General features: G+C 68.8%; 12 protein-coding genes. 2 read left to right on the top strand and 10 right to left on the bottom strand.

Going from position 1 to position 13,361, the window contains the following annotated elements:
* Positions 1 to 6: 6 nt before the first annotated feature.
* From AAD027_RS03635 to cls, 3 genes are all read right to left on the bottom strand, one after another.
* Positions 7 to 780, bottom strand: a complete 774-nt coding sequence (locus tag AAD027_RS03635; protein WP_341724638.1) for a pyridoxine 5'-phosphate synthase — start codon at positions 778 to 780, stop codon at positions 7 to 9.
* Positions 781 to 810: 30 nt separating this feature from the next.
* The gene (locus tag AAD027_RS03630; RefSeq protein ID WP_341724637.1) at positions 811 to 1,074 is read right to left on the bottom strand and encodes a hypothetical protein; all 264 of its coding nucleotides are present in this window, start codon (positions 1,072 to 1,074) and stop codon (positions 811 to 813) included.
* Positions 1,075 to 1,139: 65 nt separating this feature from the next.
* Positions 1,140 to 2,594 carry a cardiolipin synthase gene (gene cls / locus AAD027_RS03625; RefSeq protein ID WP_341724636.1) on the bottom strand — a complete coding sequence of 485 codons (1,455 nt, stop codon included), beginning with the start codon at positions 2,592 to 2,594 and terminating at the stop codon, positions 1,140 to 1,142.
* Between the two features lie 56 nt (positions 2,595 to 2,650).
* Here cls and AAD027_RS03620 point away from each other — a divergent pair, with 56 nt between their 5' ends.
* A complete protein-coding gene (locus AAD027_RS03620; protein ID WP_341724635.1) occupies positions 2,651 to 3,739 on the top strand; it encodes a PA0069 family radical SAM protein in 1,089 nt (362 codons plus the stop codon).
* 10 nt (positions 3,740 to 3,749) lie between these two features.
* On the opposite strand, the gene AAD027_RS03615 is transcribed toward AAD027_RS03620, so the two are convergent.
* Positions 3,750 to 4,457 carry a 2OG-Fe(II) oxygenase gene (locus tag AAD027_RS03615; protein WP_341724634.1) on the bottom strand — a complete coding sequence of 236 codons (708 nt, stop codon included), beginning with the start codon at positions 4,455 to 4,457 and terminating at the stop codon, positions 3,750 to 3,752.
* 34 nt (positions 4,458 to 4,491) lie between these two features.
* Positions 4,492 to 5,523, bottom strand: a complete 1,032-nt coding sequence (locus AAD027_RS03610; RefSeq protein ID WP_341724633.1) for a class 1 fructose-bisphosphatase — start codon at positions 5,521 to 5,523, stop codon at positions 4,492 to 4,494.
* A gap of 96 nt (positions 5,524 to 5,619) precedes the next feature.
* Here AAD027_RS03610 and AAD027_RS03605 point away from each other — a divergent pair, with 96 nt between their 5' ends.
* Entirely contained in the window at positions 5,620 to 6,852 is a 1,233-nt protein-coding gene (locus tag AAD027_RS03605; protein ID WP_341724632.1) for an MgtC/SapB family protein, read from the top strand.
* Positions 6,853 to 6,963: 111 nt separating this feature from the next.
* On the opposite strand, the gene AAD027_RS03600 is transcribed toward AAD027_RS03605, so the two are convergent.
* The 5 genes from AAD027_RS03600 to acnD form a co-directional block, all read right to left on the bottom strand.
* Positions 6,964 to 7,593 carry a response regulator transcription factor gene (locus tag AAD027_RS03600; RefSeq protein WP_341724631.1) on the bottom strand — a complete coding sequence of 210 codons (630 nt, stop codon included), beginning with the start codon at positions 7,591 to 7,593 and terminating at the stop codon, positions 6,964 to 6,966.
* The gene (locus AAD027_RS03595; protein ID WP_341724630.1) at positions 7,590 to 8,696 is read right to left on the bottom strand and encodes a sensor histidine kinase; all 1,107 of its coding nucleotides are present in this window, start codon (positions 8,694 to 8,696) and stop codon (positions 7,590 to 7,592) included. The genes AAD027_RS03600 and AAD027_RS03595 overlap by 4 nt, the downstream gene beginning before the upstream one ends.
* Positions 8,697 to 8,784: 88 nt before the next feature.
* Entirely contained in the window at positions 8,785 to 9,978 is a 1,194-nt protein-coding gene (gene prpF / locus AAD027_RS03590) for a 2-methylaconitate cis-trans isomerase PrpF (protein WP_341724629.1), read from the bottom strand.
* A gap of 93 nt (positions 9,979 to 10,071) precedes the next feature.
* Positions 10,072 to 10,533, bottom strand: a complete 462-nt coding sequence (locus AAD027_RS03585; protein ID WP_341724628.1) for an SRPBCC family protein — start codon at positions 10,531 to 10,533, stop codon at positions 10,072 to 10,074.
* 45 nt (positions 10,534 to 10,578) lie between these two features.
* Positions 10,579 to 13,194, bottom strand: a complete 2,616-nt coding sequence (gene acnD / locus AAD027_RS03580; protein ID WP_341724627.1) for a Fe/S-dependent 2-methylisocitrate dehydratase AcnD — start codon at positions 13,192 to 13,194, stop codon at positions 10,579 to 10,581.
* Positions 13,195 to 13,361: the final 167 nt, after the last annotated feature.

Raw genomic sequence — 13,361 nt, 5'->3', positions numbered from 1 at the left:
GGCCTGCTAGCTGGCCCGGCGGGCTTGCCCTGCCTCGTCCAGGATGGCCAGATACTTGTGCACGGTGCGTTGCAGGCCCGCATACAGCGCTTCGCCGATCAACGCGTGGCCGATGGAGACTTCCAGTACGCCGGGAACGGCTTCCAGGAACTCGTCCAGGTTGGCCTGGCTGAGGTCGTGTCCGGCATTGACGCCCAACCCCAGCGCCTGCGCGTGCCGGGCGGTGGCGGCGCAGCGCGCCAGTTCCGTCGACGCGTCGCCCCGGGCCAGCGCTTCGGCGAAGGGCCCGGTGTAGATCTCGATGCGATCGGCGCCGATGGCCGCCGCGTTCTCCAGTCCCTCGCAGCCGGCATCGGCGAACAGGCTGACCCGGCAGCCCAGCGCCTTCAGTTCGGCCACCAGCGGGCGCAGGCGCTCGGCATCGCGGACGAAGTCGAAGCCATGATCGGAGGTGATCTGCCCGTCGCCGTCGGGCACCAGCGTGGCCTGGGCCGGGCGGACCTGTTCGCACAGGGCCAGGAAGCCCGGGTAGCCGTCGCGTGGCGGGGCGAACGGGTTGCCTTCCAGGTTCAATTCCACCCCGCTCTCGCGGGTCAGCGCGGACAGCGCCAGCACGTCGTCGGTGCGGATGTGGCGCTGGTCCGGACGCGGATGCACGGTGATGCCGTGGGCGCCGGCATACAGGCAGGTGCGCGCGGCGCGCACCACGTCCGGCTCGCCGCCGCCGCGCGAGTTGCGCAGCACCGCGATCTTGTTGACGTTGACGCTGAGCAGGGTCATCGCGTCAACGCGTCTTCCGCGCCGTGGGCGTCACAGCGCGGGCGGCTCGCCGGAGGGGGGCGTCGCGTTGCGCCGGGCCTCGGCGAGTTCGCGCAGGCGGCGCAGCTCGGAAGGATCGATCATCTGCGCCTCGTCGCGGCTGCCGTCGCCGACGCGTTGCGCGTACCAGCCGACGATCCACGCGACGAACAGGCCCAGCGAGGCCAGCAGGCAGACCACCATCAGCGCCATCGACGAGGTCCGCATCGCGATGACCAGCGAGCCCATGGCAAGCAGCAGGAAGAGCCAATGCATCGTCCACCCCCGGGGAATCCTGGCGCATCTTACCGTTTCCGCCGGCCGCCAAAAATGGCCGCCGTTCACAGCAACGGCGACATCAGCCGGGCCATCGCCTCGGGCAGGCGGTGGCGCCAAAGCGACCGGTGACGCTGCGGGTGCACCTGCGAGGACGCGGCGATCTCGCCCTCCAGCAGCTGCGCCAGCGTGCCCGCCATGCCACGGTCGCGGAACATCATCGAGATCTCGAAGTTCAGCCGGAAACTGCGGTGGTCGAAGTTGGCGCTGCCGATGATGGCCAGCTCGTCGTCGCACAGCAGCGCTTTGCTGTGCATCATCCGCGGGCCGTATTCGTAGACCTTCACGCCCGCGGCCAGCAGTTCGTCGAAGTAGGAACGCGCGGCCAGCGTGACCAGCCGCGAATCGCTGATCTTCGGCACCACCAGCCGCACGTCCAGGCCGCCCAGTGCGGCCGAGGTCAGCGCCATGCGCGCGGCCTCGCCCGGGACGAAATAGGGCGTCACCAGCCACACGCGACGCTTGGCCTCGTGGATGGCCGCCACCTGCATGCGGTGGATCGGTTCCCAGGCCGAGTCCGGGCCGGAGATCAGCGTCTGGGTGACGATGCCTCCCTGCACGTTGGCCTCGGTGGCGCTCCACAACCGGGTGCCCTGGAAGTCCTTGCGCTGCTGGCCGGTGGCGTAGACCCAGTCCTCCACGAACACCTGCTGCACGCTGCGCACCACCTCGCCCTCCATCCGCAGGTGCAGGTCGCGGTAGGCATCGTCGCGCAGGGATTCGTCCTGTTCGTCGGTGATGTTGATGCCGCCGGTGAAGGCGATCGCGCCGTCCACCACCACGATCTTGCGGTGCGTGCGCAGGTTCAGCCAGGGACGGGTGAACGGGCGGAAGCGCGTGGGATGGAACCAGGCGTACTCGCCGCCGGCGTCCACCAGCGACTGCAATGCGCGCTGCTTCAAGCGGCCCGAGCCCACCGCGTCCAGCAGCAACCGCACCTTCACCCCGGCGCGGGCGCGCTCGGCCAGCGCCTCGAGCATGCGCAGGCCGGTGCGGTCGCCGTTGAAGATGTAGTACTCCAGGTGCACGTGGTTACGCGCGCCAGCGATCGCGTCCAGCAGGGTCAGGTAGGTGGCGCACCCGTCCACCAGCAGCTGCACCGAAGTGGCGGTCGAGGGCGGCAGGCCGGTCACCGCCTGGCCCAGCATCGGCAGTTCCGCGCACCGCGTGTCGGTGGCGCAGAACACTTCATAGGTGTCCAGCCCTTCGCGCGAGCGCGAACGGCGCAACTGCTGCCGCTTGATCTTCTGCGGCCCCAGCAGGAAATACACCAGGTAGCCGATGTACGGCAGCATCGCCAGCGACAGCAGCCAGCTGAGCGTGGCCACCGGCTCGCGCTTCTGCAGGATGATCCAGGCGCACAGCGGCACCAGGTAGAGCAGCCACGCCCCGGTGACCCAGGCCTTCAGATGCGGAATCGACCAGAACGCGGCCCAGAGATCATTCAGTGTCTGCAGCATGCGGGGATTCTAGCCGTGTCGCCGTTGCTGCGACGGCCCGGGCGTAAGCTGCCCCCATGGAGTCCCGCAAACACCCCGGCATCAAAGGACGCGGTTCCACCGGCTACCTGCCGGGCCGCTTCGCCGTGACCACGCCGCAGGCCGTCGATGACGGCTGGCACGAGCGCGACGGCGAAGGCGACATCGAATCCGCGCCACGCACCGAGGTGCGCGAGGAAACCGCGCGCAGTGTGATCAGCCGCAACCAGTCGCCGGACATCCCGTTCTCGCAGTCGTTGAATCCCTATCGGGGTTGCGAGCATGGCTGCTCGTACTGCTTCGCGCGCCCTTCGCACGCTTACCTGGATCTGTCGCCGGGGCTGGACTTCGAGACCAAGATCTACGCCAAGACCAACGCACCGGAAGTGCTGCGGCGCGAGCTGGCCAAGCCCGGCTACCAGGTCAGCCCGATCTCGCTGGGCATCAACACCGATGCCTACCAGCCGACCGAACGGCGATTGCAACTGACCCGGCGGATCATCGAAGTATTGGCCGAGACCCGGCATCCATTCTCGCTGATCACCAAGAACGCGCTGGTCGAGCGCGACCTGGACCTGCTCGCCCCGATGGCGCGCGAGAACCTGGTGCATGTCTATTTCTCCGTCACCACGCTGGACAACGGCCTGTCCTCGCGGCTGGAACCTCGCGCCTCCGCGCCACACTCGCGGCTGAAGGCGGTGAAGCGGCTCAGCGAAGCCGGCGTGCCGGCGGGCGTGATGTTCGCGCCGGTGATTCCCTGGGTGAACGACCATGAGCTGGAAGCGGTGCTGGAAGCCGCGCGCGATGCCGGCGCCACGTCGGCCGGCTACGTACTGCTGCGGTTGCCGCACGAGGTGGCGCCGCTGTTCCGCGACTGGCTGCGGACCCACCTGCCGCAACGGGCAGAGCACGTGATGAGCACGATCCAGCAGCTGCGCGGCGGCAAGGACTACGATTCGCGCTTCGGCACGCGCATGCGCGGCGAAGGCGTCTACGCCGACCTGCTGGCCAGGCGGTTCACGCTGGCGCACAAGCGCTTTGGCTTCGCCGGCCGGCGGCATCCGCCGCTGGAGTGCGGCCTGTTCGTGGCGCCGCGCAAGCCCTCGCCGCAGGGCGAGCTGTTCTGAGCTTCCGCTTTCAGCCCTGCCCGTAGAGCCGCTCCGCGCGCTGGAACAGGACCCAGCTGGTGGCGATGTACTTGTCGCCGCGCCGCGGGCGGTTGCCTCGGTGGGTGTGGGTGAAGGCGGTCGGCGCGATCAGCAGGCTGCCGGTGCGCGGTGCGATCTTGCGCTGCTGGTGGAAGAACTCGGTTTCGCCTTCGTCGAAATCCTCGTTGAGGTAGAGCGTCCACAGCAGGTGGCGGTGCAGCGTATCGGCCGTCGCGTCCTTCGGAAACAGCTCGCAATGCCAGTACGGGTAGCCGCCTTCGCCGGCGGGATAGCGCTGCAGGTTGATCCGGCCGGGCACGTAGACCGTGGTGATCAGCCGGGTCAGTTCTGCATCGTCCATCGCGGCCACGTCGCCGTGATGCAGCCGGCGCAGCTGGCCGTCCCCACCGGGGCGCTGCAGCATCAGCGGGGCGATCAGCGTGTACGGGTACTTGCGCAGGTAGTGGACTAGGCCGGCGCACATCGCCAGGTTGAGCCGCTGTTCCACGTCTTTCCAATCGGCCAGACCGCTGATGCTGATGTCGCGGCTGTGCTTGAGCTCCGGATAGTGCCCGCCCCCGATCTTGCCCGGCTGGTCCTGCCGGCTGGCGTCGAAACGGGCGACAATGGTGCGGCAGGTGTCCGCGTCCAGTGCGTCGGGGTAGACCTCGATGAAATCGGCGTGCCCATGGCTCATCGCCCGATTCTAGCGTCGCTTCGCCGGGGTGCCGTCACGCCCGCACGGCGTCGTGGTCGCGGTGGTATCTCACCGCGGCCTCCACTTCCTTCTTCGACCCCAGGAACACCGGCACGCGCTGGTGCAACTGCGTGGGCTGCAGCGACAGGATGTCCTCGCGGCCGGTGCTGGCGGCGCCGCCGGCCTGTTCCACCAGCAGGCCCATCGGGTTGGCCTCGTACATCAGGCGCAGCTTGCCGGGCTTGCCCGGGTCCTTCCTGTCCCAGGGATAGACGAAGATGCCGCCGCGGGTCAGGATGCGATGCACGTCGGCCACCATGCTGGCGATCCAGCGCGTGTTGAAGTCCTTGCCGCGCGGGCCTTCGCTGCCGGCCAGCAGGTCGGCGACGTAGGCCTGCATCGGCGCTTCCCAGTGGCGCTGGTTGGAGACGTTGATGGCGAATTCCTTGGTCTCCTCGGGAACGCGCATGTCGCGCTGGGTCAGCAGGAACGCGCCCTGCTCGCGGTCCAGGGTAAAGGCGTGGGTGCCGTGGCCGGTGGTCAGCACCAGCATCGTGCTGGGGCCGTAGATGCAGTAGCCGGCGGCGACCTGGTCGCGGCCCGGTTGCAGGAAGTGTTCGTCCCCGGGCTTGCCCGCGCCGTCCGGGCAGCGCAGCACCGAGAAAATGGTGCCCACCGAAACGTTGACGTCGATGTTGGAACTGCCGTCCAGCGGGTCGAACAGCAGCAGGAAGCCACCGCGCGGGTAGGCGTCGGGAATCGGCTGGCTGTGGTCCATTTCCTCCGATGCGCACGCGGCCAGGTGCCCGCCCCAGGCGTTGGCTTCCAGCAGGATGTCGTTGCTCAGCACGTCCAGCTTCTTCTGCGCTTCGCCCTGCACGTTGCCGGTACCGGCGTCGCCCAGCACGCCGCCCAGCGCACCCTTGCCGACCGCGATGGCGATGCTGGTGCAGGCGCGGGCGACCACCGCGATCAGCTGGCGCAGGTCGGCACTGATGCGGCCGGCGCGCTGCTCCTCGATCAGGTAGCGGCTCAGCGAGATGGCGGGCGAAGCGGAAGCGGGCATGATGGGTTCCACGGCGAAGGGTGCGCGCATTGTCCGGGTTGATGGGACCAATGCAAGACCATTCGCTATGCTGACGAGCTTCCACGGGAGGATGGAATGGACGAAGCATCGCCCGACACATGGCTTGCCCTGTCCTCGGCACTGGGCCTGGGCCTGCTGATCGGCCTGGTGCGCGAACGCGCCCATGGCCGCGCGCACGCCATCGCCGGGCTGCGCACGCATGCGCTGGTGGCGCTGGGCGCGGCGGTGGCGGCCTGGCTGGGCCAGCCGGTGCTGCTGGTGGGACTGGGCGTGACCGGCGTGCTGGCGGCCATGAGCTATCGCGCCACCCACCAGGACGATCCCGGTTTGACCAGCGAGGTCACGCTGGTGGTGACCTTCCTGCTGGGTGCCCTGGCCATGCGCATGCCCGCGCTGGCGACCGGCCTGGCCGTGGTGGTGGCGGTGTTGCTGTACGCCAAGAAGCCGTTGCACGAACTGACCCGCGAGACGCTGAGCGAACGCGAGGTCTTCGATGGCCTGCTGCTGCTGGCTTCCGCGCTGGTGATCCTGCCGATCCTGCCCGACCGCGCCATCGGCCCGTTCGACGCCATCAACCTGGCGACGATCTGGAAGCTGGTGGTGCTGGTGATGGCGGTCAGCGCGCTGGGCCACGTCGTGCTGCGCATCGTCGGCAACCGCTGGGGACTGGCGGCGGCCGGTTTCTTCGCCGGCTATGTGTCGTCGACCGCGGCGGTGATCGGGTTCGGGCAGCGGGCGAAGGAAACTCCGGCGCTGATGCGGTCGGCGGTGGCGGCCGCGCTGTTGTCCAACCTCGCATCGCTCAGCCTGTGCGTGCCGGTGCTGTGGGCGGTTTCGCCGCCGCTGGTGACCGACCTGTTGCCCGAGCTCTGTGCGATCGGCGCGGTGCTGCTGATCGGGGGCCTGCTGGGCCTGCGCGCCGGCCGGGACGAAACGGTGAAGCCGCCCACTTCGGAAAGCCGCATGTTCCGCTTCCGCCAGGCACTGGGTTTCGCCTTGCTGGTGGCGGCGCTGACCTTCGTGGCGGCGGCCCTGGCGGCATGGATCGGGCCGCGCGGCGCGATGGCCGCGGCCGCCCTGTCGGCGACGGCCGAACTGCATGCGGCGGTGGCGGCGCTGGCCACCCAGTTCTCGCGCGGCGGGCTGGAAGCAGCGGAAGCCCGCTGGTGGATGCTGGCCTTGCTGGCGGCCAGCCTGATCGCCAAATCGGTGATCGCCTGGGTCAGCGGCGGAAGCGCCTATGGGCTGCGCGTGTCGGCCGGCCTGCTGACGGCGCTGGTCGCGGGCGTGGCGGTGGTGTGGGTGTAATCGCCAAGATCAAGATCCTGTAGGAGCGCCCCATGGGCGCGATGCTTTTTTTCGCCGCAGCCAGAAGAGGGCATCGCGCCCATGGGGCGCTCCTACGGAATTTCGTATGGATCAGATGATCCGTAGCGTGATCGCCTTCAATACCGCGCGAGTGCGGTCGCGCGTGCCCAGCTTGTCCAGGATGGTGGAGACGTAGTTCTTCACCGTGCCTTCGGCGAGGAACAGCGTGCGCGCGATCTCCTTGTTGGAATAACCGCCGGCCAGCAGGCGCAGGATCGCCACCTCGCGTTCGCTGAAGGTGTCGCTGGGCGGCGCCTCGTCGCGGAAGCGGAAGCGCGCGCGCACCGGGTCGGTGCTGACCGGCTGCAGCAGCGTTTCGCCGGAGGCCACGCGCCGAATCGCATCGCGCAGGTCTTCCGGCGCGGCGTCCTTCAGCAGGAAGCCCTGCGCGCCGGCCTCGGTCGCGCGCAACAGCAGGTCGCTGTCGTCGAACGTGGTGAGCAGCAACACCGGCGTGCGGTCGCCGCGCTCGCGCAGCCGCACCAGCGCTTCGATGCCGTCCACGCCCGGCATGCGGATATCGCTGAGCACCACGTCCACCGGCTGTGCGGCCAGCTTCGCCAGGAGGTCCCCGCCGTCCTCGGCCTCGAACGCCACCTCCACCTGCTGCTGGCCCAGCAACGCGCGCAGGCCGGCGCGCACCAGCGCCTGGTCGTCGGCCAGGGCCACGCGCACCGTCATGCCGGCAGCCTCACGTCCAGGCGCAGGCTGCCGCGCGGCGAGGCCTCCAGCCGCAGTTCGCCGTGCACGGCGGCCACGCGCTCGCGGATGCCCGACAGGCCGTTGCCCTCGACCATCCCGGCCTGCAGTCGTCCATCGTCCTCGATGCGCAGGTGCAGGGCGTCGCGATCCTTTTCCAGGGTGACGAAGAGCGTGTCGGCATTGGCGTGCCGCGCGGCGTTGGTCAGGCTTTCCTGCACGATGCGGGCCAGGGTTTCGGCCACCGCCGGGTCGGTGACGGTGACGCCTTCGTCGATATGCAGCGACAGCGCCGGGCGCGGCAGCGGCGCGGCCAGTGCGCGCAATGCGGTCTGCAGGTCCAGTCCGCGCGAATCGCGCAGCGCCTGCACCACGTTGCGGATATCGTCCAGCAGTTCGGTGGACAGCTGGTGGGCCAGCTTCACCTCGTCGCGCTGGGCGAAGGCGGGGTCGTTGGCCAGTGCGCGCAGGTTGAGCTTCATCGCGGTGAGCTTGTGGCCGGCCACGTCGTGCAGTTCGCGCGCCAGCCGCAGTCGTTCGGCGTCGCGCGTGCTGTCGGCCAGCAACGCGCGCGTGGCTAGCAAATCGGCGTTGACCAGCGCCAGCCGGTCGCGCGACTCCTCGGCGCTGCGCGCGTAATGCACGCACAGGCCGGCCAGCGACTGGAAGCCCAGGTTGATCAGCGTCATCGTCAACGGTGCGCCGAAGCCGCTTTGCAGCATCAGCAAATAGAACGCGGTGTTGAGCGGCAGCATTGCCGCCACCACCCAGCGCGGTTCCAGCAGGCTGACCGCGCATGCGACCCAGATCACCAGCAGCACCTGGGCCACGCCCAGTGGCGGCGTCAACGCGGCCAGCAGCAGGGCCAGCGCCGCCATCGCGGCGAGCGCGATCAGTTTGGTGCGCCGCCAGGCGTCCGGGCCGATCGCCAGCAGCAGGAAGGCGACGGCGAAAGCGACCAGTGTCGCGACCGCCGCCAGCAACAGGTGCGCCGGGAGGAAGCGCAGGCCGAGTGAGACCGCCGCGAGCGTGAACACGCCCGCCAGGGTCATCGGTTCGCGCAGTCGTTTCAGGGCCTGGTCCATGCGGCCATGCTGCGTCGCCCCGCGGGTAGAGGCAATGGTTCCGGCGCAACTGGTGACTTCCGGCAGGTGGCCCGCCGGCGTGTCGGCCTCAGAACGCGTCGCCAGGGACGCGCACCGCGCCTTCCATCAGCACGCGCGCGCTGCGGCTCATGATCGCCTTGGCGACGGTCCATTGGCCGTCCACGTGCCTGGCTTCCGCGCCCACCCGCAGCGTGCCGGAGGGATGGCCGAAGCGCACCGCCGTACGCTCGCCGCCCCCGGCGGCCAGGTTGACCAGCGTGCCGGGAATCGCCGCGGCGGTGCCGATGGCCACTGCCGCCGTGCCCATCATCGCGTGGTGCAGCTTGCCCATCGACAGGGCGCGGACGTTGAGGTCGATGCCGGCGGCCTCGATCACCCTGCCGCTGGACGCGGTGTAGGTCGTCGCCGGTGCCACGAAGGCGACCTTGGGCGTGTGCTGGCGCGAGGCCGCTTCCTCCGGCGTCCGGATCAACCCCATCCGCAGCGCGCCGGCCACGCGGATCGCCTCCAGCCGCGACAGCGCGGCCTTGTCCTCGTTGATGTCGGGCTGCAGTTCCGTGCCGGTGTAGCCGATGTCGGCCGCGTTGATGAAGACGGTCGGGATGCCGGCATCGATCAGTGTCGCCTTCAGCGTGCCGACGCCGGGCACTTCCAGATCGTCGACGAGGTTGCCGGTGGGGAGCATGGCCCCGCCGCCCTGGCCTTCGCCCTCGTCGGCCGGATCGAGGAACTCCAGCACGATCTCCGCCGCCGGGAACGTGACGCCATCGAGCTCGAAGTCGCCGGTTTCCTGCACCTCGCCGTTCGCGATGGGGACGTGCACGACGATGGTCTTGCCGATGTTCGCCTGCCACACGCGGACCGCGAACGTGCCGTCCTTCGGCAGCCGCGCCGGATCGATGAAACCGTTGGCGATCGCGAACGGCCCCACCGCCGTGCTGAGGTTGCCGCAGTTGCCGCTCCAGTCCACGAACGCGGTGTCGATGGAGACCTGCCCGTACAGGTAATCCACGTCATGATCCGGCTGCGTGCTCTTCGAGATGATCACGCACTTGCTGGTGCTGGACGTGGCGCCGCCCATGCCGTCGGTATGCTTGCCGTACGGATCGGGCGAACCGATCACCCGCATCAGCAGCGCGTCGCGCGCCGGTCCGGGCACCTGCGCGCGTTCGGGCAGGTCGTCCAGGCGGAAGAACACGCCCTTGGACGTGCCGCCGCGCATGTAGGTGGCGGGGATGCGGATCTGGGGAGCGTGGGTCATGGACGGACTCGTATCAGGGTTGATCTTCTCCCCTCTCCCACAAGGGGAGAGGGGCATGCAGCATCCTTGCTGCGTTGGTTGCCGGCGCGCGCATCATGCGTCGTCCGGAATCTCCGGTTCCACCACGTTCGCCAGCAACGCCAGCGACTCCTGCCAGCCCAGGTAGCAGAACTCCACCGGGATCGCCGCCGGAATGCCTTCCTGCACGATGTGCAGTTCGGTGCCGGCGATGCCTTGCTTCAGGGTCACCGTGACCTGCATCTCGCCGGGCAGGCCGGGATCGTCGAACCGGTCGGTGTAGCGGATCAGCTCGTTCGGTACCAGTTCGACGTAGGTGCCGCCGAAGGAATGGCTGGAACCGGTGCCGAAGTTGGTGAACGACATCGTGTGGCCGCCGCCCACGCGCGCGTCCATGCGGTGGACCTTGCAGGTGAAGCCGTGCGGCGGCAGCCATTTCACCAGCGCGTCGGGGTCGAGGAAGGCGCGGTAGACGCGTTCGGCGGGCGCGCGCAGTACGCGGTGTAGGCGGACGGTGCCGGTGGCGTTGTCGGACATGATCGGTCTCCTGTTGGGTGGACTTACGGGATACCGACGAACGACTCAGGCGACTTTCGACGACTCGAGGAAATCCTGTGCGAAACGCTGCAATACGCCACCCGCCTCGTAGATCGAGACTTCCTCGTCCGAATCCAGCCGGCAGGTCACCGGCACTTCGACCCGCTCGCCATCCCTGCGGTGGATCACCAGCGTCAGGTCCGCGCGCGGCGTGCGTTCGCCCACCACGTCGAAGGTCTCGGTACCGTCGATGCCCAGCGTCTTGCGGTCGGTGCCCGGCTTGAACTCCAGCGGCAGCACGCCCATGCCGATCAGGTTGGTGCGGTGGATGCGCTCGAAGCCCTCGGCGACGATGGCCTCCACGCCGGCCAGGCGCACGCCCTTGGCGGCCCAGTCGCGCGAGCTGCCCTGCCCGTAGTCGGCGCCGGCGACGATGATCAGCGGCTGCTTGCGCTGCATGTAGGTCTCGATGGCCTCCCACATGCGCACGACCCGTCCTTCCGGCTCGATGCGCGCCAGCGAGCCCTGCTTCACCTGCCCATCGACCACCGCCATCTCGTTGATCAGTTTCGGGTTGGCGAAGGTCGCGCGCTGCGCGGTCAGGTGGTCGCCGCGATGGGTCGCGTAGGAATTGAAGTCCTCTTCCGGCAGGCCCATCTTCGCCAGGTACTCGCCGGCGGCGCTGTCCGGCAGGATCGCGTTGGACGGCGACAGGTGGTCGGTGGTGATGTTGTCCGGCAGCACCGCCAGCGGACGCATGCCGCGCAGCGTGCGCTCGCCGGCCAGTGCGCCTTCCCAGTACGGCGGACGGCGGATGTAGGTGCTCTGCGGGCGCCACGCATACAAGGGCTCCACTTTGCCGCCATGCTCGACGCGGATGTTGAACATCGGCCCATAGACCTTGCGGAACTGCTCGGGCTTGACGCTCCGTTTCACGATCGCGTCGATCTCCTCGTCGCTCGGCCAGAGATCCTTCAGCGTGACGGCGTTGCCCTCGCTGTCGTAGCCGAGCGTGTCCTTCTCGATGTCGAAGCGGATGGTACCGGCGATGGCGTAGGCGATCACCAGCGGCGGCGAGGCCAGGAAGGCCTGCTTGGCGTACGGATGGATGCGGCCGTCGAAGTTGCGGTTGCCCGACAGCACGGCGGTGGCGTACAGGTCGCGGTCGATGATCTCCTGCTGGATCGCCGGGTCCAGCGCGCCGCTCATGCCGTTGCAGGTGGTGCAGGCAAAGCCGACGATGCCGAAGCCGAGCTTCTCCAGTTCCGGCATCAATCCGGATTCCTCCAGGTACAGCTGCACGGCCTTGGAGCCGGGGGCCAGCGAAGTCTTCACCCATGGCTTGCGCACCAGTCCCTTCGCGTTGGCGTTGCGCGCCAGCAGCGCGGCGGCGATGACGTTGCGCGGGTTGCTGGTGTTGGTGCAGCTGGTGATCGCGGCGATGATGACCGCGCCGTCGGGCATCAGGCCCTGCGCTTCCTCGGCCTTGCCGGCTTCCAGCTTGGCCTCGTCGGCGATGCCGCGCTCGGCCAGCGCCGAAGTCGGCAGACGCTTGTGCGGATTCGACGGGCCGGCCATGTTGCGCACGACCGTGGACAGGTCGAAACGCAGCGTTCGTTCGTACTGCGCGTGGGCCAGCGCGTCGGCCCACAGGCCGGCGGTCTTCGCGTAGTTCTCCACCAGCGCGACCTGCTCGTCGGTGCGGCCGGTCAGGCGCAGGTAGTCCAGCGTGTTGTCGTCGATGAAGAACATCGCGGCGGTCGCGCCGTACTCCGGCGCCATGTTGGAGATCGTCGCGCGGTCGCCGATGGTCAGCGCCGCCGCGCCTTCGCCGCGGAACTCCAGGTACGCGCCGACGACCTTGGACTGGCGCAGGAATTCGGTCAGCGCCAGCACGATGTCGGTGGCGGTGATGCCGGGCTGCGGCTTGCCGCTCAACTCCACGCCGACGATGTCCGGCAGGCGCATCCACGACGCGCGGCCGAGCATGACGTTCTCCGCCTCCAGCCCGCCCACGCCGACGGCGATCACGCCCAGCGCGTCCACGTGCGGCGTGTGGCTGTCGGTGCCCACGCAGGTGTCGGGGAACGCCACGCCGTCCTGCACGTAGATCACCGGCGACATCTTCTCCAGGTTGATCTGGTGCATGATCCCGTTGCCCGGCGGGATAACGTCCACGTTCTTGAACGCGAGCTTGGTCCAGTCAATGAAATGGAAGCGGTCCTCGTTGCGGCGATCCTCGATGGCGCGGTTCTTGGTGAACGCGTCCGGGTCGTAGCCGCCGCATTCCACCGCCAGCGAGTGGTCCACGATCAGCTGCACCGGCACCACCGGGTTCACCTGCGCCGGATCGCCGCCCTGGTCGGCGATGGCGTCGCGCAGGCCGGCCAAATCCACCAGCGCGGTCTGGCCGAGGATGTCGTGGCAGACCACGCGCGCCGGGAACCACGGGAAGTCGCGGTCGCGGCGGCGTTCGATCAATTGCTTGAGCGACTCGGTCAACGTATCCGGATCGCAGCGGCGCACCAGGTTCTCGGCGTATACGCGCGAGGTGTACGGCAGCGTGTCCCACGCGCCCGGCTGGATGTCGTCGACCGCGGCGCGCGCGTCGAAATAGTCCAGGTCCGTGCCGGGAAGCGGTTTGCGGTAGTCGGTATTCATGGCGTGCCGTCTGCTGTGAAAGTGGCGCTGCGCGCCGCGGGGCGCGTGGCAGACCGACATGCTACCGGACGCACGCGTTACCGGCGGCAAACGATGGTCTAAAACCGGCGGACGGCGAATGTGTTGATGGTGACCGTCAACATGGCTTCGTATCGGCCAAGGACGAT

Origin of the sequence: Pseudoxanthomonas putridarboris, from assembly GCF_038321125.1 — a bacterium.
Taxonomy (GTDB): Bacteria; Pseudomonadota; Gammaproteobacteria; order Xanthomonadales; family Xanthomonadaceae; genus Pseudoxanthomonas_A; species Pseudoxanthomonas_A putridarboris.
Note: the sequence above shows the minus strand (reverse complement) of the source record. Positions and strands in the feature narration are given on the sequence as shown.